17 protein-coding genes are annotated in these 24,752 nt (G+C 43.3%); 11 read left to right on the top strand and 6 right to left on the bottom strand.

Annotation, left to right across the window (positions count from 1 at the left end; all coding sequences use genetic code 11):
* Positions 1 to 18 precede the first annotated feature (18 nt).
* The 3 genes from larB to argH all read left to right on the top strand — a co-directional run bounded on the left by larB (position 19) and on the right by argH (position 2,608).
* Positions 19 to 807, top strand: a complete 789-nt coding sequence (larB, locus tag V7L31_RS30865) for a nickel pincer cofactor biosynthesis protein LarB (protein WP_334699756.1) — start codon at positions 19 to 21, stop codon at positions 805 to 807.
* A 100-nt stretch (positions 808 to 907) separates the two neighbouring features.
* Positions 908 to 1,114, top strand: a complete 207-nt coding sequence (locus tag V7L31_RS30870; RefSeq protein ID WP_334699757.1) for a hypothetical protein — start codon at positions 908 to 910, stop codon at positions 1,112 to 1,114.
* Between the two features lie 108 nt (positions 1,115 to 1,222).
* Positions 1,223 to 2,608, top strand: coding sequence for an argininosuccinate lyase (gene argH, locus V7L31_RS30875; protein ID WP_334699758.1), 1,386 nt, complete (start codon positions 1,223 to 1,225; stop codon positions 2,606 to 2,608).
* 233 nt (positions 2,609 to 2,841) lie between these two features.
* Here argH and V7L31_RS30880 read toward each other — a convergent pair whose 3' ends face one another.
* Positions 2,842 to 3,006 carry a hypothetical protein gene (locus tag V7L31_RS30880; RefSeq protein ID WP_167407613.1) on the bottom strand — a complete coding sequence of 55 codons (165 nt, stop codon included), beginning with the start codon at positions 3,004 to 3,006 and terminating at the stop codon, positions 2,842 to 2,844.
* A 577-nt stretch (positions 3,007 to 3,583) separates the two neighbouring features.
* Here V7L31_RS30880 and V7L31_RS30885 point away from each other — a divergent pair.
* Both V7L31_RS30885 and V7L31_RS30890 read left to right on the top strand, forming a co-directional pair.
* On the top strand, positions 3,584 to 4,078 hold the full coding sequence (locus V7L31_RS30885) for an NUDIX hydrolase (protein ID WP_334699759.1): 495 nt from the start codon (positions 3,584 to 3,586) through the stop codon (positions 4,076 to 4,078).
* A gap of 193 nt (positions 4,079 to 4,271) precedes the next feature.
* Complete coding sequence (locus V7L31_RS30890; RefSeq protein WP_334699760.1) at positions 4,272 to 5,114, top strand: alpha/beta fold hydrolase; 843 nt, start codon at positions 4,272 to 4,274, stop codon at positions 5,112 to 5,114.
* A 168-nt stretch (positions 5,115 to 5,282) separates the two neighbouring features.
* Here the strand turns inward: V7L31_RS30890 and V7L31_RS30895 are convergent, their stop codons facing one another.
* Complete coding sequence (locus tag V7L31_RS30895) at positions 5,283 to 6,101, bottom strand: pantothenate kinase (RefSeq protein WP_334699761.1); 819 nt, start codon at positions 6,099 to 6,101, stop codon at positions 5,283 to 5,285.
* 134 nt (positions 6,102 to 6,235) lie between these two features.
* Between V7L31_RS30895 and V7L31_RS30900 the strand changes: the two genes are divergently transcribed.
* Together V7L31_RS30900 and V7L31_RS30905 are read left to right on the top strand one after the other, a co-directional pair.
* The gene (locus tag V7L31_RS30900; RefSeq protein ID WP_334699762.1) at positions 6,236 to 7,960 is read left to right on the top strand and encodes a diflavin flavoprotein; all 1,725 of its coding nucleotides are present in this window, start codon (positions 6,236 to 6,238) and stop codon (positions 7,958 to 7,960) included.
* Positions 7,961 to 8,094: 134 nt separating this feature from the next.
* Positions 8,095 to 9,807: a diflavin flavoprotein gene (locus tag V7L31_RS30905; RefSeq protein WP_334699763.1), complete on the top strand. Its 1,713-nt coding sequence runs from the start codon at positions 8,095 to 8,097 to the stop codon at positions 9,805 to 9,807.
* A 262-nt stretch (positions 9,808 to 10,069) separates the two neighbouring features.
* On the opposite strand, the gene V7L31_RS30910 is transcribed toward V7L31_RS30905, so the two are convergent.
* The 3 genes from V7L31_RS30910 to ribBA form a co-directional block, all read right to left on the bottom strand.
* A complete protein-coding gene (locus V7L31_RS30910) occupies positions 10,070 to 10,309 on the bottom strand; it encodes a type II toxin-antitoxin system HicA family toxin (RefSeq protein ID WP_334699764.1) in 240 nt (79 codons plus the stop codon).
* Positions 10,309 to 10,533, bottom strand: a complete 225-nt coding sequence (locus V7L31_RS30915; RefSeq protein ID WP_334699765.1) for a type II toxin-antitoxin system HicB family antitoxin — start codon at positions 10,531 to 10,533, stop codon at positions 10,309 to 10,311. Before V7L31_RS30915 ends, V7L31_RS30910 begins: the two co-directional genes overlap by 1 nt.
* 86 nt (positions 10,534 to 10,619) lie before the next feature.
* Positions 10,620 to 12,305 carry a bifunctional 3,4-dihydroxy-2-butanone-4-phosphate synthase/GTP cyclohydrolase II gene (gene ribBA, locus V7L31_RS30920; RefSeq protein ID WP_334699766.1) on the bottom strand — a complete coding sequence of 562 codons (1,686 nt, stop codon included), beginning with the start codon at positions 12,303 to 12,305 and terminating at the stop codon, positions 10,620 to 10,622.
* A gap of 333 nt (positions 12,306 to 12,638) precedes the next feature.
* Here ribBA and argC point away from each other — a divergent pair, with 333 nt between their 5' ends.
* A complete protein-coding gene (gene argC / locus V7L31_RS30925; RefSeq protein WP_334699767.1) occupies positions 12,639 to 13,697 on the top strand; it encodes an N-acetyl-gamma-glutamyl-phosphate reductase in 1,059 nt (352 codons plus the stop codon).
* Positions 13,698 to 13,772: 75 nt separating this feature from the next.
* Here the strand turns inward: argC and eno are convergent, their stop codons facing one another.
* Positions 13,773 to 15,062, bottom strand: a complete 1,290-nt coding sequence (eno, locus tag V7L31_RS30930) for a phosphopyruvate hydratase (protein ID WP_334699768.1) — start codon at positions 15,060 to 15,062, stop codon at positions 13,773 to 13,775.
* 269 nt (positions 15,063 to 15,331) lie between these two features.
* Here eno and gloA point away from each other — a divergent pair, with 269 nt between their 5' ends.
* The 3 genes from gloA (at position 15,332) to hpsA (ending at position 24,734) form a co-directional block, all read left to right on the top strand.
* Positions 15,332 to 15,766 carry a lactoylglutathione lyase gene (gene gloA / locus V7L31_RS30935; protein WP_334699769.1) on the top strand — a complete coding sequence of 145 codons (435 nt, stop codon included), beginning with the start codon at positions 15,332 to 15,334 and terminating at the stop codon, positions 15,764 to 15,766.
* A 628-nt stretch (positions 15,767 to 16,394) separates the two neighbouring features.
* Positions 16,395 to 19,037, top strand: a complete 2,643-nt coding sequence (gene clpB, locus V7L31_RS30940; RefSeq protein WP_334699770.1) for an ATP-dependent chaperone ClpB — start codon at positions 16,395 to 16,397, stop codon at positions 19,035 to 19,037.
* Between the two features lie 1,068 nt (positions 19,038 to 20,105).
* Positions 20,106 to 24,734 (top strand): hormogonium polysaccharide biosynthesis protein HpsA, encoded by a 4,629-nt coding sequence (gene hpsA / locus V7L31_RS30945; RefSeq protein ID WP_334699771.1) that lies wholly within the window; start codon positions 20,106 to 20,108, stop codon positions 24,732 to 24,734.
* Positions 24,735 to 24,752: the final 18 nt, after the last annotated feature.

Below are 24,752 nucleotides of genomic sequence, written 5' to 3' on the forward strand. Positions count from 1 at the left end.
ACAAAGGACAGAAGACAAATGACTGATGAAAAAACTTTGCGATCGCTACTCGTTGCGGTTGCTAATGGTAAAGTTACCCCAGATACGGCATTAGACTCACTCAAAGACTTGACTTATGAATCTGTGGGCGAGTTTGCCAAAATTGACCACCATCGTCAGCTAAGAACTGGTTTCCCTGAGGTGATTTGGGGCCCTGGTAAGACTCCCGACCAAATTGCTCAAATTATGGAGGTAATGCGCCTCCGTAATCCGGTGGTGATGGCAACTCGCATTGAACCAGCAGTTTATGCCGTATTAGAATCAAAAGTTAGCGGTTTGCGATATTACCAATCGGCGCGAATTTGTGCGATCGCTCCTCTTACCATCGAACCACAATTTGCGGGTGAAATTGGCATTCTTTCTGCTGGTACGGCTGATTTACCGGTTGCGGAAGAAGCCGCTGTCACCGCTGAACTTTCAGGTTTCCGCGTCCAGCGGCTTTGGGATGTTGGCGTTGCGGGAATTCACCGTTTGCTAAGTAACCGCCACCTGATTGAGTCAGCATCAGTGTTGATTGTCGTGGCGGGGATGGAAGGCGCTTTACCCAGCGTTGTCGCTGGTTTAGCGAGTTGTCCTGTAATTGCTGTACCCACCAGCATCGGTTATGGCGCAAGTTTTGGTGGTTTAGCACCTTTATTGACAATGCTCAACTCTTGTGCTGCGGGAGTAGGTGTAGTAAATATTGATAATGGTTTTGGTGCAGCAGTTTTGGCAGGGCAAATTTTGCGGACTGCCGAGAAATTGCGGTTGGCATCGGCTACATCTTGAGTTAAGACATTGAAGTTATATCGAATATTTCAGTAAATATCAGTACTTAAAAATGCACTGATGCTGAAATTTGCAAAACCTAACTTCTTTATCATCAAATATGAGCCACTACAGCGATCTGATATCTCATTTCCTCTGGCACTTGCCTGTAAATTGGACAGCCATAGCACAAACAATTACTGATCCACATGTTTTGGATCAGATACAAAAAGCTTGGAGCCACTTTATACAAACAGGTCAAGTGTGGGCATTGTTGATTGGTTTATTCATTGGCTATATCGTTCGCAATCTAACTAGCTACGGTTAAATTTAGGGGGGAGTGGGGAGTAGGAAATCAGGAAAATTGTCTTCCTCTCTTCCTAAATCATCACTTTCCATTCCCCACTCCCCACTCCCCACTCCCCTCATAATATTTATGACCACAAAAGAAACTTGGAGCCAGCGGTTTGAATCAGCATTGCATCCAGCGATCGCTCGTTTTAATGCCAGTATAGGTTTTGATATTGAATTAATCGAATACGATCTGACTGGTTCTCAAGCCCATGCTAAAATGCTCGCTCACACGGGCATTATCTCCTTAGAAGAAGGAGAGCAACTGGTTGCCGGTTTAGAACAAATTCGCCAAGAGTACCGCCAGGGAAAATTTCAGCCTGGTGTCGATGCTGAAGATGTACATTTTGCAGTTGAACACCGACTGACAGAAATTGTGGGCGATGTGGGTAAAAAAGTGCATACGGCGCGATCGCGTAATGACCAAGTTGGTACTGATACCAGACTCTACCTCCGCGACCAAATCCAACAAATCAAAAGCGAATTGCGAGAATTTCAAGGTGTTTTACTAGATATAGCTGAAAAACACGTTGAAACTCTGATTCCTGGCTATACTCATCTACAACGCGCCCAACCGGTGAGTTTAGCTCATCACCTCTTGGCATACTTTCAAATGGCTCAACGCGACTGGGAACGTCTAGGTGACGTTTCTCGCCGTGTGAATATCTCACCTTTGGGGTGCGGTGCTTTAGCGGGAACTACTTTCCCCATCGATCGCCACTACACAGCCAAACTTTTGAATTTTGACGATATTTATGCTAATAGCCTCGATGGAGTGAGCGATCGCGATTTTGCGATCGAATTCTTGTGTGCTGCTAGTTTGATTATGGTTCACCTCAGCCGCCTTGCAGAAGAAGTCATTCTTTGGTCATCGGAAGAATTTCGCTTTGTCACCCTCAAAGATAGCTGTGCTACGGGTTCCAGTATCATGCCCCAAAAGAAAAACCCCGATGTTCCAGAATTGGTGCGGGGGAAAACGGGGCGTGTATTTGGTCATCTCCAGGCAATGTTAGTGATTATGAAGGGGCTACCCCTGGCATATAACAAAGACCTACAAGAAGATAAAGAAGGTTTATTTGATAGCGTTAAGACAGTCAAAGCCTCTCTAGAAGCAATGACGATTTTGCTGAGAGAAGGTTTGGAATTTCGTACTGAGCGGTTAGCATCAGCTGTGGCGGAAGATTTTTCTAATGCTACCGATGTAGCAGATTATCTGGCAGCACGAGGCGTTCCTTTCCGAGAAGCATATAACCTCGTGGGTAAAGTCGTAAAAACTAGTATTGCCGTAGGCAAACTCCTCAAAGATTTGACATTGGAAGAGTGGCAACAACTACATCCAGCATTTGCAGCAGATATTTATGAGGCGATATCCCCCCGTCAGGTTGTGGCAGCCCGCAACAGTTACGGTGGTACTGGCTTTGTACAGGTAGGCAAAGCACTCATAGCTGCCCGCGCTCAAATTGATCAGTAGGGGGAGTAAGAATTTTAGATTTTAGATTTTGCGTTCGCGTAGCGTGTCGGAGACAAAAGTTGCGTGCGGGGGTTCCCCCCGTTGAGCAAACTTTTTAAGACGGATTTTAGATTGAAATTTAATCCAAAATCCAAAATTGAATTGCCCAATGCTCAATAATAAATAAGGGCGTACAAATAAATGTACGCCCTAAAAATTAAATAACCGAAACAATAAGGATTTAGGCAGGCAGCTTATTCAGTGTCAGCTGCTGCTGCGCCTTCTTCTTCCTCACTCTTTGGTGGTCTTTGTTGGAACCTTCTCTGCATTCTTCCTGTCGTAGTTCGTTTACGAAACTTTCTGGCATACGCCTGGTTACGTAGCGCCTTTTCTTTTTTCGGGTTACGGCGCTTGGCCATGTTCACCTCATTAATAAACAACAAAAAAGTAGCAACTAGGCATCACGTAGGCAATATTAGTTACCAATGTTATTGATATACTTGTAGCCTAGTGCAGCAATAAATACGCTTTAAACAGTGTACTAGTCTATCGCATAGAACCTTGATCTGTCAATAAAAATTCTAAATTATCCCTGCCAGGTAGACGAAAAATACCTTTTCTTAGATTCTAATCTGTTAAATAGATTGTAAATTAGCTAACTACTTGTTGTTATTGAAACAAATCAATTTTATCAGGAAAGAATTCAGATTATTTTTTTAATGTGTGCTGAAAAACTATTAGTAATAGCTAGTTTCAGCAGCAAGAATGCTAACGATAAACTGAAATTTTTCCTAATTCAAAAAATATTATGTATATATAAATATAGTGCTTCTCTTGAAACTTGATGTTAGAATTAATAATATTCTACGTAAATCGTGAGAATAAAATCTCAACCCACAAACATTTTTGTATAAAACAAAACTCAACCAAGATTTTATTAGTTGAGTCTATGTAAGTGGTAGAGAACTATAGAATACAACATAGAAAATTTGAAGATTGAACGTTATTGCTTTTTTTCCGGCAGCTGTAGAGTCCACACGTAGCTTATGGCGTATTGGACAAACAGTACTGGGTATAATATTTCGTCATCCCATTACTGGCACTAGCATCATCCCAATTTTACCTGACGGTCGAATAGTACTGATCCGGCGGCGTGACGATGGTCTTTGGGCATTGCCTGGAGGAATAGTAGATTGGGGAGAAGATATTCCCAATACAGTCCGCCGGGAATTGATGGAGGAAACTGGGCTAGACTTAGTGAAAATTAACCGTTTGGTAGGGGTTTACTCTGCACCAGACCGCGATCCCAGAATCCATTCAATTTGTATTGTGGTTGAAGCTGAGGTGCATGGGACAATGGAAATTAAGGATACTTTGGAAGTTATGGAAATCCAAGCTTTCTCTCCCAGTTTCCTACCTTCAGGACAGATGTCTCACGACCATACTCGGCAGTTGCAAGACTACTTGAAGGGCTTGACAACATTGGCATAATAATAATTGGTCATTAGTCTTTTGTCATTTGCTGCCAAAGTTACGATCTAAGGAAGCATCTCTTCTCTACGAGAGGCTGTGCGAACGGCTCACGCTTCTCTCTTTAAATTTGTCCACAACTAATAACCAATGACTAATGACTAATGATTAATGACTATTTATTATGGTGCTAAAAGTTAACTACTAAATTAAAATGGATACACTATTTCGCAACTCCCGGAGAAAGCTTTCTCAAGGGCTAATATTCTGGCGTGAAGTCGGTGAAAAAACTCCTATAATTTTTTTACATGGTGCTTGGAATGAGAGCAGCCAATGGTTATCTGTGATGGAGTCTCTTGCACAAGATTTTCATTGTTTTGCACCTGATTTATTAGGGTTTGGTGAATCAGAGAATCCGAATATCCACCATTCGATAGATTTACAAGTTGAGTGTTTAGCTGAATTTTTGCAAGCTGTCAAGCTAGAAAAAGTATATTTAGTGGGGCATTCTCTTGGCGGTTGGATTGCTGCTAGCTATGCTTTAAAGTATCCAGAGAAAGTTGATGGTTTAGTATTGTTAGCACCAGAGGGTGTAGAGATAGCAGGACAAGAACAACATTGCCGGAAGATGCGGCGATTATTGAATTATCCAACAATAATAGTTAAATTGTTGCGATCGCTAATTCCCTTAACTAAAGTTCTGGGTTGGCATGACAAAATTGCCCAGGATTTGCAATTACGTCAGGAATTGTCACGTTTCCCCATAGCTTGTCAGTTACTTTTCAAACGACGACAAGTAGAAATTGAGGCGGAATTAGTGCAAAAGCGGCTTTATATGATAGATGCCCCAGTTTTTATTTTACAAGGTGGCCAAGATACACCAGATGCTTTAGCCAAAAGTCGGGTTTATGCTCAACTGATGCCGAAAGTAGAGTTAAAAATGATTGCCCACGCTGGAAATGATTTACCAGAATCTTCTGCTGGGGTTGTGGCGATGGAGATTCGGGAGTTTATTGAAAGTATTTTAAAAAGCCATAATTTAAACGAATTAAACTAGTAGTCTATCCCATTAAATTTGAGGGATAAAAGAACGAACTGCATACTCCTACGAAGAAGCAAGTACGTGCAGCGTCTCGTAAGAGTTGGACGCAAAGAGCGCAAAGTTAAGCTGATTGATATCTCTTGGGTTGCGCTCCGCTCCACCCAACCTACGTCTCTTCTCTCTTCATTTTATTCTATCTACGCTATTACCTATTACTATTTCGCGCATTCCCAAAAATATTAAATTTGGTTCTACAATTAAATGTTCTGCAATTTCAGGATATAAGGCTTGTAAATACTTTAATAATAAAGTGCGATCGCCACCTTTAATTGCAATTTTTCCATTAGGAAATAATTGCAACCATGCCTCAATAAAATCTTTAATTCCAGCTAATAGTGTGTAAATTACCCCACTTTGAATTGCTTCTGTTGTATTAAGCGCAAAACGTGGTGGTAGAGATGCGATTTTTCGCATTTCTACAAATGGTAATTGTCCTGTATGTTGGTCAAGACTTGCAAATTGTAAGCCTAATCCTGGCAGAATTGCACCTCCAACTAGACACTGGTTAGCATCCGCAGCTGTAAAAGTCAGCGCTGTACCAGCATCAATCACCAACATGGGAAAACCCCAAGTTTTTCCCGCACCCCACAAAGCTAAAGCGCGGTCAATTCCCAGTGTGGGATAGACCTTTTTGAGTGGTACTTGCTCTAAGGTAATAACGCGAGTATTTGGGTAAGTTTGCCAAATCGCAGTTTGGCTAGGAACTACGGAGGCGAGGAGGAGGGGAGGGGGAAATGAGGAAGTATTTTCTACCCTAATTTTCTGATGGGGTGCAGAAATTGCCAGTAGTAAATGATTCAGGGTTTGACATTTAGCTAACTGTTGTATGGCAGACTCAGCTAGATGGTCGCTATCCCAAGCTGAGTAAAGCTTTTTGCCAATAAACAACGCCCAATGTAGCCGAGAGTTCCCAATTTCCAATGCTAGCCAAATTTCCCCCATCCCCCCAATCCCTCTGCGTTTCACACTTTTAACTTTTTTAAGTAAGCTATAGGTTTTTTAATAAAAATTAACATTCAAGCCGTGTCACAATAAAATAAGAGGAAGAAATACTCATTGTATTAAGGAGGGGAGTTATGGTAGCGCTCACCGAAAAAACTGAAAAACGGCTCACCATACAGACTGTAGAGATTGCTCAAGAGACGACGGCTATTCGCTCTTTGGATTGGGATCGCGATCGCTTCGATATTGAGTTTGGTCTGCAAAACGGTACTACTTATAACTCGTTTCTCATTCGTGGGGAGCAGACTGCCTTAGTTGATACCTCCCACGAAAAGTTTCGTCAACTATATTTCGATACGCTCACCGGACTAATCAAGCCAACAGAGATTGATTATTTGATTATCAGCCACACCGAGCCAGACCATAGCGGTTTAGTTAAAGATTTGCTGCAAATCGCTCCAGAAATAACCGTTGTCGGTTCTAAAGTGGCAATTCAGTTTCTTGAAGATTTGGTACATCAGCCATTTAAGCGGCGGATTGTGAAAAATGGCGATCGCTTAGATTTGGGTAATGGTCATGAATTTGAATTCGTGATTGCTCCAAATTTACACTGGCCTGATACCATCTTTAGCTTTGACCACAAAACCAAAGTTCTCTATACTTGTGATGCCTTTGGGTTGCACTATTGCTCAGATAGCACCTTTGATGAAGACTTGGCAGCGATCGAAGAAGACTTTCATTACTACTACGATTGCTTGATGGGGCCAAATGCCCGATCGGTTTTGTCTGCCCTGAAGCGGATGGCGGAACTGAAAACCATTGACATGATTGCCACAGGACACGGGCCATTATTATCTCATAATGTTGAAGAACTAGTTGGACGTTACCGCTCTTGGAGTCAAACCCAAACCAAACCAGAAACAACAATTGGAATATTTTATGTTTCCGAATACGGATATAGCGATCGCCTCGCCCAAGCAATTGCCAACGGTATCGGTAAAACTGGTGTTGCCGTGGAAATCGTCGATTTGGGATCTGAAGTCGATTTACAAGAACTGCGGGAACTAGTTAGCCGCTGTGCTGGGCTAATCGTTGGTCTACCTCCGGCTTCTGGTGCTGCTAGTATTCAAGCTGCACTCAGCACAGTTTTAGGATCTGCTAAAGAAAAGCAAGCCATCGGCGTATTTGAAACTGGCGGTGGCGATGATGAACCGATAGATCCTTTGGTGAGTAAATTCCGCAATTTGGGTTTGACAACAGTTTTTCCAGCGATTCGGATTAAAGAAACACCTACGGAAAACACTTACAAGCTGTGTGAAGAAGCGGGTACAGACTTAGCTCAATGGGTAACACGCGATCGCACTATCAAAGCCATGAAATCCCTTGGTGCTGACTTAGATAAAGCATTAGGTAGAATCAGCGGCGGATTGTATATCATCACTGCCAAAAAAGGCGATGTATCCAGTGCCATGTTAGCCTCCTGGGTTGCTCAAGCCAGCTTCAAACCCTTGGGATTTTCCATTGCAGTCGCCAAAGATCGGGCAATTGAATCACTCATGCAAGTAGGCGATCGCTTTGTTCTCAACATCTTAGAAGAAGGCAATTTCCAACCACTCATGAAGCACTTTTTGAAGCGGTTCGCCCCTGGTGCCGATCGTTTTGAAGGTGTGAGAACCCAGCCAGCCGAAAATGGTGCGCCTATCCTCAACGATGCTCTCGCCTACATGGAGTGCGAAGTCACCACTAGAATGGATTGTGGCGACCACTGGGCAGTATACAGCACAGTCTACGCCGGACGGGTTTCTAAGCCAGAAGCTTTGACTGCTGTGCATCACCGTAAAGTTGGTAATCATTATTAAAGAAGGGACTGGGGACTGGGGACTGGGAAAAAGTTTCCAAATACCTAATCCTCATTGATCCTTATCCCCTTTAGGTACGCCGAGTTCCCCAGTACCCAATCCCTAATCCCCAGTCCCCAATCCCCAATAAAGCTATGTCACAAAATAAACCCCGTGATGTTCAAGTTTGTCCAATAGCTACAGATACGAGAATACTGCGATCGCGCAGTTGGTCAAGGCTGAGATTTGAAATTGAATACGCTCTTGCTAAGGGTACAACTGCTAATTCTTATTTAATAGAAAGCGAGAAAACCGCAATTATCGATCCTCCTGGGGAAACGTTTACGCAAATTTATTTAGAAGCTTTAAAGCAACGTTTCCATTTTGAAAATTTAGATTATGTAATTTTGGGGCACGTAAATCCTAACCGCGTTGCAACTTTAAAAGCTTTGTTAGAAATTGCCCCGCAAATTACCTTTGTGTGTTCTAATCCAGGGGCAATAAATTTACGTGCGGCGCTAGAAAATCCAAATTTGCAAATTCTTGTGATGCGGGGCGAAGAAACCCTAGATTTGGGTAATGGGCACAATTTACAATTTATTCCCACCCCCAATCCCCGCTATGCAGATCAACTCTGCACCTACGATCCGCAAACAGAAGTTTTGTACACAGATAAGTTATTTGGGGCGCACGTTTGTGGAGATCAGGTATTTGATGAAGGTTGGGAAGTATATAACGAAGATCGGCGCTATTATTTTGATTGCCTCATGGCTCCCCACGCCCGTCAAGTTGAAACAGCACTGGATAAACTTGTCGATTTTCCTGTGCGAATGTATGCCAATGGGCACGGGCCTTTGGTGCGCTATGGTTTAATTGAATTGACTAAAGCTTATCGGGAATGGAGTCAACAGCAAACATCTGCTGACTTGACAGTGGCGTTAATTTATGCATCAGCTTATGGTAATACAGCCACATTAGCCCAAGCGATCGCTCGTGGCATCACCAAAGCTGGTGTCGCTGTAGAATCGATTAACTGCGAATTCACTGAACCAGAAGAAATCCGGGCGGCTGTGGAAAAAGCCGGTGGTTTCATCATCGGTTCTCCGACTCTCGGCGGTCATGCACCGACACCCGTACAAACAGCTTTAGGAATTGTACTATCCACCGCTACTAACAATAAACTCGCCGGTGCTTTTGGTTCCTTTGGCTGGAGTGGGGAAGCAGTTGATTTAATTGAAAGTAAATTAAAAGATGCTGGCTATCGGTTTGGTTTTGATACCATCCGCGTCAAATTCAAACCCGACGATGCTACCCTGCAATTATGTGAAGAAGCTGGAACTGACTTTGCCCAAGCACTGAAGAAAGCGAGAAAAGTGCGATCGCCAAGCCAACCTGCAACAACTGTAGAACAAGCAGTTGGTCGCATTGTCGGTTCTCTTTGCGTACTTACAGCCAAGGAAGGCGATCGCTCCAGTGCCATGTTAGCTTCTTGGGTATCTCAAGCTAGCTTTAGCCCACCTGGTTTAACCATCGCCGTCGCCAAAGACCGCGCAGTAGAAACACTGACCCATACAGGAAACAAATTTGTCCTCAACATCCTTAAAGAAGGCAATCACTTGGGATTGATGAAGCACTTTCTCAAACCTTTTGGGCCAGGACAAGACCGATTTGCTGATGTCGCCGCCGAAGAAACGGAAAGCGGTTCTCCCATACTTACCGATGCCCTAGCATATCTCGAATGTTCCGTACAAAACCGGATGGAATCTGGCGACCACTGGCTAGTTTATGCGACTGTGGAGAGTGGCAAATTGCTAGATACTGATGGCGTTACAGCCGTCCATCATCGCAAGTCGGCAACTCATTATTAATTGGGAATGGGCATTGGGCAAAACAGTTCTGATAGCGGATAGCTAACGTTCCAATGCTATCCGTATCATCAGCGCCCGTCTAGCTACTCGAAAGGAACGTGAAGATTATGAACGAAACATCTTTTGAAAAAAGCTATGCTACATGAGCGGTTGGTGCAAAAGTATCTGTAATGCGAGTTTTATAATTGAACTTCAGTTTCAAAGCGATCGCCTAATTCGCTACACATTTCTATTTTTTAGTCTTAACCGAGCAGTATTGCTTTCAGATTCGCTCATAAGCAGACAAAAAATCCTCTCTTGAGATACCCGCTTGAGTACAAATGGATTTCAACGTCGAACCTTTAATTTGAGAATGGTTAGGCATAGTCAGTGGGGTTTTTGTTCCATCTTCGTTTTCTCGCTCCATAACAATATGCTCTCGCTCCCTAATAACAGTGAATCCCAGAAATTCCAATGTCTTAATAACTTTAGCTTTAGGTACATCTACTGGGAATTTAACCATTAAATAGGAACCTCAGCTTCCGCCACAAAAGCTTCTAAAACTGGTGATTCCTCTTCTAAAACTTCTTGACCAAATATCTCTATATGGCAGTAGATAGCAGATTTAACATCAGCTAGTGCTTCTTCATAGCTGTCACCTTCGCCAACTACAACCCCCTTGATACCCAAGGGATATGCTACGTAACCGTCATTATGTTTTTCAACAATAATTTTGATTGCTCTCATTGTTATATAAAAGAACGGCTGAAGAGTTTGGGGGGAATGTAAGACTTACATACAATAAATCCTCCAACCCCTTAAGAAGTTGGCTTTTAGGGCTGTGGCTTTTTGCTAAAGCTGTAAATTTGCTGTGTCTCCAAGCGATCGCTAATCGATGAAGGCAGTGTACCATCGGTGAATGTCTGCCGATCTAGTTGGACTTGTAAATTGCTCAAAGGATCGCAACCAGAAGAAATCAGAAACTCTAGTTTCTGGATGTATGGCAAAGTAGCGAGGTTATCGAGAATTTGAAAGACCGCCTGTACATAAGGATGACCGCTTTGTTGATACCAATCACAGCTAGCAACTTTTGGCTGATCTAAACCCAAGTGTACTGTTAAAGATGGCTCGTCAAATATAGCGATCGCCAACGGACGCGCTTCTTCCTGCAACAATAAATCATTACTTCTCGCTAAATGTCGCAGTTTTTCTAAGCGTTCATAGCGTTCTGTCACAGCTTCCGGGTCATCTTGCCAGTGGATTGCTACTGTTACTAAATAAGTTTGTAACAGCAGATGACCCAGCTTTTTCGCCTTTGTTGCCAGGTAATAAGAATTGTAATCGTTTGCTTCAATTAACAATGGCAAGCGATCGACTACTTCCAACCCATAGCCTTTGACTCCAGCAATTTTACGGGGATTATTGGTAATCAAGCGAATCTTTTTGATACCCAAATCCATGAGCATTTGTGCCCCCATCCCGTAGTCTCGCAAGTCAGCAGGAAATCCTAAACGCTCATTTGCCTCGACTGTATCCAGCCCCATATCCTGTAATGAGTAGGCTTTCAACTTATTAATCAAGCCGATTCCCCGCCCTTCTTGGCGCAGGTATACAACTACACCTTGACCAGCAGCCTCAATCATTTTCAGTGCAGCTTGCAACTGCATCCGACAGTCACAACGCAAAGAACCCAAAGCGTCACCAGTTAAGCATTCTGAGTGCATCCGCACCATTACTGCCTCATCTTTGAAGTTAGCTGGATCGCCCTTGACAATTGCAACGTGTTCTGTATTATCCAGAGTATGGCGGTAGGCGTAAATTTCAAACTGGCCGAATTGACTAGGCAGCTTGGTAATCACCTCACGATACACTAAGCGATCGTGCTTTAGGCGATAGCTGATTAAATCCGCAATACTAATAATTTTTAAATTGTGACGTTTAGCATATTCAACTAACTGCTGCAACCGCGCCATTGAACCATCAGGGTTTTGAATTTCACAAATTACCCCGGCTGGGTATAGCCCTGCTAGTCGAGATAAGTCTACAGCCGCTTCCGTATGCCCTGCGCGTTTGAGTACGCCTCCAGCCTTAGCCCGAATGGGAAAAATATGACCAGGGCGACGTAAATCGGTGGGTTTTGTGGCTGGGTTGAGAGTAACCTGGATAGTGCGGGCGCGGTCTTCGGCTGAGATGCCTGTGCTTACGCCTAATTCTGGCCCGGCATCAATACTGACAGTGAAGGCAGTTTGGTTAGTATCTGTAATGTTGCTTACCATCAAAGGTAAGTCTAGCTCGTCTAGGCGATCGCCTGTCATTGCCAAACAAATCAGCCCTCTCGCTTCCACCGCCATGAAATTAATCGTGTCGGGTGTGGCAAATTGGGCAGCACAAATCAAGTCGCCTTCGTTTTCTCTATTTTCATCATCTACCACTACAATGACGCGACCAGCTTTTAGGTCTGCTAAGGCGGCATCAATCGAATCAAATTTAAAAGCTTGGGTAGTATTAGGCTGTGACACAGAAAGATTTCCAGCTATAAACGTAAATTTTTTTTACAATTTCTCCTTTTAGATTGTAGCTCCTTTATAAGGCAGAGAAGTAGACTAGCAATAATTTGATCGCGTGACAAGAATTTATGTCATTAAAAGTAGAGATAAAGTGCAGCGACAGTAAAGGATGAGAGGGATGAGGGGCAATACTGCTCGGATAAGCAGGGGAGGCAAAACTCTTCCTCTGCCCCCATTTCTCCCCCATCTCCCCGTTTGGGGCGTTTTGTGCGCTACGCGTCTAGTCGCTGATATTGTTGATAGCTGAGAACGAATTAACTATTCATGGGATAAGGATTTCAGATCATGGGCAAATTTAGACGCGTACCCGTTGGGATTGTTGGCGCGTCGGGCTATGGCGGAGTACAGTTAGTACGATTACTGATGGATCATCCAGAAGTTGAACTGGTTTATTTAGGTGGTGAGACTAGTATCGGGAAATCCTTCGGGGATCTCTACCCGCATCTAGCTCATGCAACTAACCTGCTAATAGAGGCTGTAGAACCAGAAATAATTGCTCACCGCTGTGAAGTAGTTTTCCTGTCTTTACCAAATGGTCTGGCTTGCCAAATCGCGCCGAAACTGTTGGAAAAAGGATGTAAAGTTATAGATTTGAGTGCAGACTATCGGTTTAGTAATTTGACAACTTATACAAATTGGTATGGCATTGAGAGAAGCGATCGCACAATTGCAGCGACAGCAGTTTATGGATTACCAGAACTTTATCGCGATCGCATTGCCGAAGCTCAACTCATTGGCTGTCCTGGTTCCTATCCCACTGCTAGTCTTCTTGCACTTTCGCCACTCTTAAAGCAAGGTTTAATCGTACCAGAAACAGCTATTATCGATGCCAAGTCCGGCACATCTAGCAGTGGACGACAGCCTCAAACCAACTTATTACTAGCTGAAGCAGACAACTCAATCGCAGCTTTCAACGTCGGTCGTCACCGTCATACCCCAGAAATTGAGCAAATTTGCAGTGACCTAGCTGGTCACGAACTCATGATCCAATTTACACCGCACCTGATCCCAATGGTACGCGGGATTTTGGCAACGGTATATGCCAAGATGAGCGACCCTGGTCTAGTGCGAGATGACTTAATCACAATTTTCTCAGCCTTCTACCGTAACTCTCCTTGGGTAAAAGTCTGTGGTAGCGGTATTTACCCCCAAACCAAATGGGCTAATGGCAGCAATCTTTGTTACATCGGTGTAGAAGTTGACCCGCGCACAGGTCGCGTAATTGTCATGTCAGCAATTGACAATCTAATTAAAGGACAGGCGGGCCAAGCTATTCAGTGCCTAAACCTGATGATGGGCTGGGATGAAACCTTGGGGTTGCCTAAGTTGGGGTTTTATCCATGATTGGGGATTAGGGATTGGGTATTGGGTATTGGGAAGAATTCTTGCCCCCAGTCCCTAGTCCCCAGTCCCCAGTCCCTACTTTGGCCCTAACCCCACAGCACCAGCATAAACGGCGCGATCGCCTAGTTGATCTTCAATTCGCAGCAAGCGATTATATTTTGCTACGCGTTCGCTGCGACACAGAGAACCTGTTTTGATTTGACCGGCACGGGTTGCTACAGCTAAATCAGCGATCGTTGTGTCTTCGGTTTCACCAGAACGATGGCTAATTACTGAACGGATACTGTTGCGAGTTGCCAAATCAATCGTTTCTAAGGTTTCGGTAAGTGAACCAATTTGATTGAGTTTAATCAAAATGGCATTAGCGGCTTTTTCCTGAATGCCTCTTTGTAAGCGAGTGGCATTGGTAACAAACAAATCATCCCCTACCAACTGCACCCGCGAACCTAACTTCTGGGTAAGTAATTGCCAACTTTGCCAATCTTCTTCATGCAAGCCATCTTCAATTGACACAATTGGATATTGGTCAACTAGTTGTCCTAAATAATCAATAAACTCAGCCGGGGCGTGAGGTTTACCATCGTAAACATACTGCCCATTCTTGTAAAATTCGCTAGCCGCTACATCCAATGCCAAAGCGACTTCTTCCCCTGGCTTATAACCAGCTTTCTTAATGGCAGCAACCAACAATTCCAAAGCTACTTGATTGGACTCTAAATTAGGGGCAAAACCACCTTCATCGCCCACACCAGTAAGCAAACCCTTTTCATCCAATACCTGACTAAGAGTTGCAAACACCTCTGCACCCCAGCGCAATGCTTCTCGGAAAGAAGTTGCGCCAATTGGCACAATCATAAATTCTTGAAAATCCACATTATTTGATGCGTGTGCGCCACCGTTAATCACGTTCATCAACGGTACTGGGAGCAAATTCGCTAAAGGGCCACCCAAATAGCGATATAGAGGAATATCAAGAGATTCAGCACCAGCTTTGGCTGCTGCTAAGGAAACTCCCAAAATCGCATTTGCGCCCAAATTGGATTTGTTAGGAGAACCATCGATCGCGATCATTGTGCGGTCTAGGAGTTCTTGGTTGAGGGCATCCAAGCCTAGTAATTTTGGTGCAAGTGCTTCTTTGACGTTTTGTACTGCCTTGAGTACGCCTTTGCCTCCATAACGGCTTTTATCGCCATCACGCAGTTCGTGAGCTTCAAAAGTGCCTGTGGAAGCGCCACTGGGAACCTGCGCCAGTCCGACAACACCGTTGGCTAAATGCACTTCGGCTTCAATTGTCGGTCTACCGCGTGAATCAAGAATTTCACGGGCTGCGATCGCCTCAATGGCAGTATCTAGAAATTTACTCATCTGTACTTTATCCTTTATTCGAGTGTGTTACGCATCCAGTCCAGTTGCCTAACCCAATCGTTAGCTTATGCTGTTAAGAGGCTTTATTGGCTGAGATTAAAGAAGATTTTCACTATAGGGATCGGAATCAACGCCAAGAATGGGTAATTGTTTATCGTGTCCTTTAAGCTTTTAATTCTTTCTATGACGGCATTTTTACCTTAAGACTTTGAGCTAGGTAAAATGTTTGCAGAGAATAACACTAAATCAATTACACAGAAAAGGTCAATATGCGATTACTACACACAATGCTGCGGGTAGGCAACCTTGAAGAGTCCTTAAAGTTCTACTGTGAAGTTTTAGGAATGAAACTGCTGCGCCGAAAAGATTATCCAGGAGGAGAATTTACCCTCGCTTTTGTTGGCTATGGCGATGAAAGCGACAATTCGGTAATCGAACTAACATATAACTGGGGAGTGGAAAAGTACGAATTGGGTAATGCTTACGGTCACATTGCCCTTGGTGTTGATGACATTTACGCTACATGTGACGAAATCCGCAGCCAGGGCGGTAAAATCGTGCGTGAACCAGGGGCGATGAAACATGGTTCGACAGTAATTGCTTTTGTGGAAGATCCAGATGGATATAAAATTGAACTGATTCAACTTGGAAGTCAAGGGTCAGCAGTCAAACAGGAATCACAAGAGCAACTTGTGAGTAAGTAATTCTCATAACGGATTTCCAAAAAAATAAATTATCCGCTAGGGTGGAATATCACTTACTTCAGCTGGATTTAGATCCCCGACTTCTTGAAGAAGTCGGGGATCTGGATAGCAACTTTTGCTGAAGAGATATCTTGAAAAGTTGAACCAGACGCGGGAAGATTCAATCTCCCCGCACATTGGCATCTCATACTGGTAAACCTAGATACGTGAGGCTTTTCGCTTTTTGCCTCCCCTTTTTAAGCAGGTTAGGGGATCTCTTCTGCGTAAATCCTATTAGTATCATAAGCGTATTTGTTTTTGCTGACGCAAAAAAACCATACTGGATGCAATTCTCACATCCCGCTCATAATCCCCACCTTATAAGTACATTGTTCGCGTTAGCGTCTCGCAGAGAAGGTGGGGACTTCCACGACACGTTAAATTAGGAAATAGGTAATGGATTAAACTATCACCAATTACCAAGCCAAAATTGCCACCAGAGATACACACGGATATACGCTGAGAATGCTTGGATAATTAGGGACTGGGGACTAGTGACTAGGAATTAGTGACTAGAGAAAAGTTTTTCCAATCCCCAATCCCCACTCCCAATCCCTAAACTAAAAATCAAAATTCCAAAATTCTAAAGATGCAACCTACAGATCCAAATAAATTTACTGATAAAGCCTGGGAAGCAATTGTTAAATCTCAGGATATAGTACGTGCTTATCAACAACAGCAACTAGATGTTGAACATTTAATTATTGCCCTGTTAGAAGAACCCACTAGTCTAGCGATACGTATCCTGGCTCGATCTGAAGTAGATCCAATCCGCTTGCAGCAGCAGCTAGAAGCCTTTACCCAACGTCAGCCCAAAGTTGGTAAAAGCGATCAGCTTTACCTTAGCCGCAATTTAGATATTTTACTAGACCGAGCCGAGGAAGCTAGAGTTAGGATGAAAGATTCCTACATCTCCGTAGAACATATACTTTTGGCCTTTGCTGAAGACGATCGCATTGGACGAAAGATCCTCAAAGGCTTTAGTGCGGATGCCGCTAAACTAGAAGCTACTATCAAAGCCGTTCGCGGTAGCCAAAAGGTGACAGATCAAAGCCCAGAATCCCGCTATGAAGCCTTACAAAAATTTGGCAGAGATTTGACAGAACAGGCAAAAGCGGGAAAACTCGACCCGGTGATTGGGCGGGATGACGAAATTCGGCGGGTAATTCAAGTCTTGTCTCGTCGTAGCAAAAATAACCCTGTCTTGATTGGTGAACCTGGGGTAGGTAAAACTGCGATCGCTGAAGCTTTGGCACAGCGAATGGTTAATGGTGACGTTCCCGAATCGCTAAAAAATCGCCAACTCATTTCTTTAGATATGGGTAGTTTGATTGCTGGAGCCAAATACCGGGGTGAGTTTGAAGACCGTCTAAAATCTGTTCTCCGGGAAGTTACGGAATCTAACGGGCAAATCGTCCTGTTTATTGACGAACTGCATACCGTAGTCGGTACAGGTTCCAACCAACAAGGGGCGATGGATGCCGGAAATCTGCTCAAACCAATGTTGGCGAGGGGAGAACTGCGTTGTATTGGCGCTACTACCCTCGACGAGTTCCGCAAACACATAGAAAAAGATGCCGCCTTAGAACGCCGCTTTCAGCAAGTATTTGTCGATCAGCCAACGGTGGAAAATACTATTTCCATTCTGCGGGGATTGAAAGAACGCTATGAAGTGCATCACAACGTCAAAATTTCTGATTCGGCTTTAGTAGCAGCAGCAAGCTTGTCAGCGCGTTATATTAGCGATCGCTTCCTACCAGATAAAGCCATTGATTTAGTGGATGAAGCAGCAGCACAGTTGAAAATGGAGATTACCTCCAAACCAGCCGAATTGGAAACCATCGATCGCCGCCTCATGCAGTTAGAAATGGAAAAACTGTCGTTAGCTGGCGAAGAAAAGGGTACTCCCCAAACTAAAGAACGTTTAGAACGAATTGAGCAAGAAATCGCCAATTTAACGGAAAAACAGCTGACATTTAACGAGCAATGGCAAGGTGAAAAGCAGATACTTGAAGCTATCAGCGCCTTAAAGAAAGAAGAAGATGCGCTGCGAGTGCAAATCGAACAGGCGGAACGTGCTTATGATTTGAATAAAGCTGCCCAATTGAAGTATGGCAAATTAGAAGGAGTACAACGCGATCGCGAAGCGAAAGAAGCGAGCCTTTTAGAAATTCAAAACCAAGGTTCCACGTTACTGCGAGAACAAGTCACCGAAGCCGATATTGCCGAAATCGTCGCCAAGTGGACAGGAATTCCTGTTAATCGCCTGTTGGAATCAGAACGGCAAAAATTACTGCAACTAGAAAGTCATTTGCATCAACGAGTCATTGGGCAAGAAGAGGCTGTAGAAGCAGTAGCCGCCGCAATTCGTCGCGCCCGTGCGGGGATGAAAGATCCCTCTCGTCCCATTGGTTCATTTTTGTTCATGGGCCCTACAGGTGTGGGCAAAACCGAACTCGCCCGCGCATTAGCTCAGTTTCTCTTTGATTCTGATGATGCCTTGGTGCGCTTAGATATGTCTGAGTATATGGAAAAACACTCAGTTTCTCGGTTAGTGGGTGCGCCTCCGGGATATGTAGGCTATGAAGAAGGCGGTCAACTTTCCGAGGCGGTTCGCCGCCGCCCTTACTCAGTGGTGCTGCTAGATGAAGTGGAAAAAGCGCACCCCGATGTGTTTAATATTTTATTGCAAGTGTTAGATGATGGGAGAATTACTGATTCTCAGGGAAGGACGGTAGATTTTCGTAACAGCGTTATTGTCATGACCAGTAACATTGGTAGCGAACATATTTTGGATGTATCTGGTGATGATTCCAAATATGAAACGATGCGGAAACGGGTAATGGATGGGTTGCGATCGCATTTCCGCCCCGAATTTCTCAACCGCGTCGATGATATTATTCTCTTCCATACCTTAAATCGCACAGAAATGCGGCAGATCATCCGTATTCAACTCAAACGAGTAGAAAATCTCCTCCGCGAGCAAAAAATCTTCTTTGAGATATCCCAATCAGCTTGCGATCATCTTGTTGAATCAGGTTATGACCCAGTTTACGGTGCGCGTCCACTCAAACGCGCAATTCAGCGAGAAGTAGAAAACCCCCTCGCCACCAAGTTACTGGAAAATACTTTTATCTCTGGAGACACGATTATCATTGACAAAAATGAAAACGGTCTGTCTTTTAGTAAAAAAGTGCCGGTGAAGGTGTCAGTACCACAGATTGCTACATAGCATCTGGCAAATTCAATGAGAGACATTTCTCTTTAATGTCAACTTACATTGAATCAGTAGTTAAGCTGTTGGACGTTTAACCTGCATATTGCCTGGAATTAAAACTCTTGTGGGGTGGGCAAGATGCCATTAGTGTCAACTTAAGCTGGAAATAGCTTATCTGTTGGCATCCATGCCCGCCCGGAAATAAATTTCTTTGGCTTTTAGCTTAAGTCTACTGAAGTAGACTGGAGATTTTTAGCGATATTTAGTCATCTTCAGATGACTTTAGCTATGAGACGGGAATTTCAATTCCCGGCGGACGAGCGGTTTCACGTTAAGTTGACACCAATGAGCAATACTGTGCCCCTACAAATAATGGTCTGTATTCTTCTATGCAATTAAGAACCGCTATACCCTACGGGAAGCCGCAAAGCGTCTATGTTTGTGTACATACCTTTGCCTTGGCGTGCCGAAGGCATCATTCCATTTGTCCCAATACAGTTCAGATAAGTCCAAAACACTTGTAGAGACGGCGATAAATCGCCGTCTCTACAACCCAAAATTGTTGCCAGTAGCCCTTAACCTAAGCGTATTGATTGCCCTGGCTTTCTTTATAAATGACCTCTTCATAAAAACAATGTAAACAGCAAAATTCCCGGCTTCTTCTTAGAGAAGTCGGGAATTTTCGCTTAACATCTGATTATTTTGCAATAACTGATATTTTTCTTTTAACAGATGGGTACTATAGGTCTACTCTGCTAACAACATCTTCATAAATTTCCTTTCAAATAAAATACATTTCCGCAATTTTACTGTGACGTTATGCTCTTATTCTTGACCGAGTTTGAATTAAACAATTCTGAAAAAATCAGTATTTACCGGATAAAATCAACAATTCATTAATGATATAACTTTAAACAAATTCTCTTTTGCAATAGCTACTTCATTTGGAATTTCGTAAAACCAGATGCAGTAGGCACATAAATATAGCTTCATCTTATGTCTGTGAAAATACTTGACAGCCATAAAATAAAGATATCAAAAAAATAGAAACCTCACTAAAAACAACTTGACAGGGAAGCAGCTATGTCTCGAAAACGTCAGCTAGTCAAGGCAATTCAAAAAACCTTCAAACAAATTAGCAAGCAGTTTTTATCTGCAATTAACAAGCAAATTATTTGGCTCCTGCGGACTCTTTTTGGTACTCGAAGAAAACGCGGCTCAGAAAATGCTGGGTTTTTGTTGCCGACAGTGGCAATGGTTTTAATAGTAGTCGTCTTGTTGACCACTGTTATTTTGTTTCGGTCTTTTGAACGCTCCAAAAATGCTAGTAATGTCCGGGTGAATGAGGCTGTACTTAACGCCGCATCACCTGCCCTTGACAGAGCTAGAGCAAAATTAGACAAGCTATTTGATGACCGTCGGCTCCCACGAGCTACACCTTCAGATACAGCTTTAGAGAGTGCCTTCAAAAATTATTTGAATGAATATACTTTTGGAGATGAAACTCAACTAAATCTGAATTATACCGGTCAAACAGTACTACCAACCGCATGGATGTACCCGATTGATACAAATAACAATGGGAAATTTGACACTTATACTCTTTATGGAATTTATTTCCGAAATCCGCCTATAACTAATGGCGCATATAGTCGTGCTAGAAATCCTCTAGAGGCCAGAACTCCGCCCATGACCTCTGGTAGTATAAGCAACGGTTGTCAAGATACTCTAGGAACAAGTGCTACTTTAGTGGGGAGTACAGGCTGGTTTAATATCGCTAGCAAGCTCAAAAAAAGCTTTTTTGTTTACACTGCTAATGTTCCCATCACTGACCAATCAGCCAGTGGTAATTACGAATCTTTCAAAGGTAATAAAGGCTTTTCAGGTTTAGAGTATCAACAAGATCGCGTACAACTACCGCTAGTTAACAATGCGGTGGTTTATGAAGATGATATAGAACTTACCCCTGGTCCTGCATTTAACCTCAATGGACGGATATTAACTAATAGTAACTTCCTGACTGGTAGCGGTGCTCAAACTGTTACACTTTATCAGGTTAGTAGTAAAAATTCCTGTTTTTACGATCAAGACAATTCCAAAATTATTGTCGGTGGCAATTTAGCAGCAGGTGGTTTCACGAATGATAGTGATTTAGGTAACAGTACTCTAGTACATTTGTTCCAAGGACAAGGATCTGATCCTAATACCAGTAATGGTGTTAAAGATAACAAATCAGTTGCCGGAGTACCGACTAATATTGCCTACAATAGTTCCGCTTATGTACAGCGCATCAATCTCTTAGTACAAGCGCAGGCATCTTACGATGCATCTACTGACCCACAGGAAGTCAAAGATGGTATTACACAGCAACTAAAAGTATTAAATCTAACCACCTCGACTGCCTCTACAGCACAACAAGCTAGTATCCGTAATAACCAGCTAGGACTCTACTTTAAAAAACGTACTCGCCGTGTACCCTATAATGAAATTCCTTCTGGTACAGATGCGGCAGGAACTTATAATACTACTGATAATAAACCCCTACAAGGAAGTGGTGACTCGCTGCGTCCACCAGACACTTGGGTTTATCCCTTTGATCCTAGTGATGGTAAAACTAATACTAACTATGCCAAATTAACGCTCAAACTTAATAGTTCTGATAGTACTAAGCTGTTACCTAGCGCTACAGAGACAACTAAGCAGCAACAATTAGGTAAAGAACAATACGTTGGCGATCGCGTTTTGCTTGGCAATAACCTACCTGCATTGTGGTGGAACGGGACGACTTTTATTGGTTCAGATAGCACAGATACCCAAAATATTACAGGTATTGTCTGGGACGACGGAACTGGAACTCGCAATCGTCGTAGTCGTGTACAGCAACTAGCTGATTTAGGAACTGTTGACCGAGATGGAGACTGGGAATCAGCAGCTTCTAAAGTACCAACTACTCCCCAAGATCCTGTAGGCGGCTTACGGGTAATCACTGGTGCAGGGATTTATTTGCCTAAAGATTACACTGTTAGTAGTAGCCAAACTGATTTAAACACAGCGGCAGCGGCTACAAATAGAATTTGGTCAGATATGATGCCTGTACCTAATACTATTGCCATCAAAGCTGATAAATCAATCCAAGATACTCAAAATAGCAATATAGTATTACCCAATACTACTTATACACCGTATTTACGGATGCGGGCTACAGCAGTTTATCACTACCAAGCGAGTGGTTACGTTGCGGCAACCCCTACACCTATTGCTTGTATAAGTAGCTTTTACGATCCCACTAATAGCACTACAGCTAAGAACCTCAATAGTCTTCCATCTGCAACAGGTTTTATCTATGACAAAGCCACAGGTGGTAAATCTCATAATGGTATTGTCTACGCAGCTCCAACAAAGGGGGTTTCTGATTATTCAGATTTACTAAACTACCAAGCTAGTTTAAGGTATCCCAATGGGCGGTTGGTAAATGAAGTACTCAGCACCGCTTTACCAAAAGCAGCGGCCTCTCGGACACTCTCAGAGCAGTCTGCTATTGATGCTGCTATCTGTGCCATCCAAATATTAGACGGTACTATCGGCGATCCAAGTAATACCGTTATCCCTCACGGTGCAATTTACGAAACTGCTTTTTTAGATGGAAGGCAGATTAAGGCAATTCATAAAGACGCGACAACGGCACTTGGTGTAAATACGTTTACCAATCCTGATGGTGTAAATGGAGATGGAACTGGGATAATAGGAACCTTGACAACTGTAGGAAGCTTGGCGACTTCACCCTACGAACTCGCCAAAGAAACCCGCCAACCTCTGGAAATTCGCACCACTGTATTAGACATTAGTAAGTTGCGGACAAAAACTTATGGCACTGCAACAACACAAGAATATTTAATCCCCAATAGTGGTATTGTTTACGCTACGCGGGATGATGCACTGTTAGATTTGAGTGCTGCTTCTGGCATTACATCAACAGACACGGATACACAAAAACAGAACAAAAAAGATACTCAAAAATCAAGTAGCCCTGTAGACTTTATACTTGACCCAACTCGCCGTCCTAACGGCATCATGTTAATCAATGGCGATCCACTCTGGCGTGTTCAGGCTTACAGAGATGCAGAAAAAGGCTTGATTTTAGCCTCTAACCTGCCTGTGTATATTCAAGGTGACTTTAATAAACATACCGGAGAAGAATTTAATACAGTTCTAGCCAGTGATTTGAGCAATTTCTACTCTCGTACTGCATCAGACCGTAATAAAAACTTTGCTTGTCGTACTGGTGACGCTAGACTACCAAACTGTACCACTGGGGACGCATGGCGACCTGCCAGCGTGTTGTCAGATGCAATCACACTTCTTTCTAACAACTTTCAAAGGGGCTACCGGAGTGATGGAGACTATGACCTAAATAATAATTTAGGGGATACTAATTCCATTACCGCATTTCAGAAAAATGGGTTTGCTTTTATCAATAGTAGTAATGCTGTAGTTACTACTAACAATAGTAATACCATCAATGCTGCCTGGTATGGTACTGACGGCTTGCCCAAAGACCTTGATACTACTACTACTGGTACTCAAGGTAGCTCTTACCTCAATAACTTTGTTACACCCATCCAACGAAGGAAAAATGCCCCAGAGTATTTAATGGAGGTGTGTCCAAAACTACCTGTTTCAGCTTGCGATCCGGGTACTGATTGGTACGTAACACTACCTGGTGATCTTGCTACATATCCAGCAGGTCTAAGAGCCTCTGATACTACTACTGTTATTGGACAAACTTTTTCTCTGAATACCCATTTAGCAGGTACAACAGCACAATCACAATCACCGACTGGTTCTTATTCTAAATATCTAGGCTATCCTCGACGTGTTGCCTTTCTCCGTAATGCATCTGGAGTGCTCACGGTTGATGCTAATAGTAAACCAACCATTATAGGTATCAAAGGCGGGTTAATCACTCAATTTCCATTAACTAGTTTTGATTCTACTAATAGACCAGATTCCCAAAATAATGCTCTATGGTTTCGAACAACTACTGCTAATGACGATACTAAACCGCCAAAGTTTACTCTAGGCTCAGGTACAAGCGATCAACCAGCTTTATCGCCAGTTTTACAAATTCAAGTGGCTTTCGGCACTGATGAAACTACATCACCAACATCAAGTAGTAGAATAGGCCCTAGTAATACACAGGATAGTAACTGGCTGCAACAGGCCACAGCTACCACCTTTAATTTAGCCGTAGCAGGGGGAGACACCCCAGCTCGTCCGACAGAAGATAATGGTGGTTTACACAACTTTGTCCGCTTACTGGAAAATTGGAACCCAACTAGCGACTTAAACGCAGCTATTGCAGCTAAAATTAACGGCTCTTTTATCCAAAGAGGCCGTAGTGTCTATGCTACTGGGCCATTTGTAGCATTCTTAAATACCTCATCTAGCGCAGTATATCCGATCGCTAACTCTAATGGTCTAGTACCTTTTTATCTAGCTCCTAAACGGCAGTGGGGTTATGATGTCGCCTTGCTGTCGCAATCACCAGATGCATTTTCGCAAAAATTAGCGATAACGCCAGATGACAAACCCAATGAATACTTCCGAGAAGTTGGCCGAGATGATACCTGGGTGCAAACCTTATTGTGTGCCAAAAAAGCCTCAGATAGTAGTTATGCCGTCGATGCCGATCAACGTCCTAGCTGTAGTTAATCTTTAATTTCTAGAAAC

The sequence above is a fragment of the Nostoc sp. genome (genome assembly GCF_036916655.1).
GTDB lineage: Bacteria > Cyanobacteriota > Cyanobacteriia > Cyanobacteriales > Nostocaceae > Nostoc.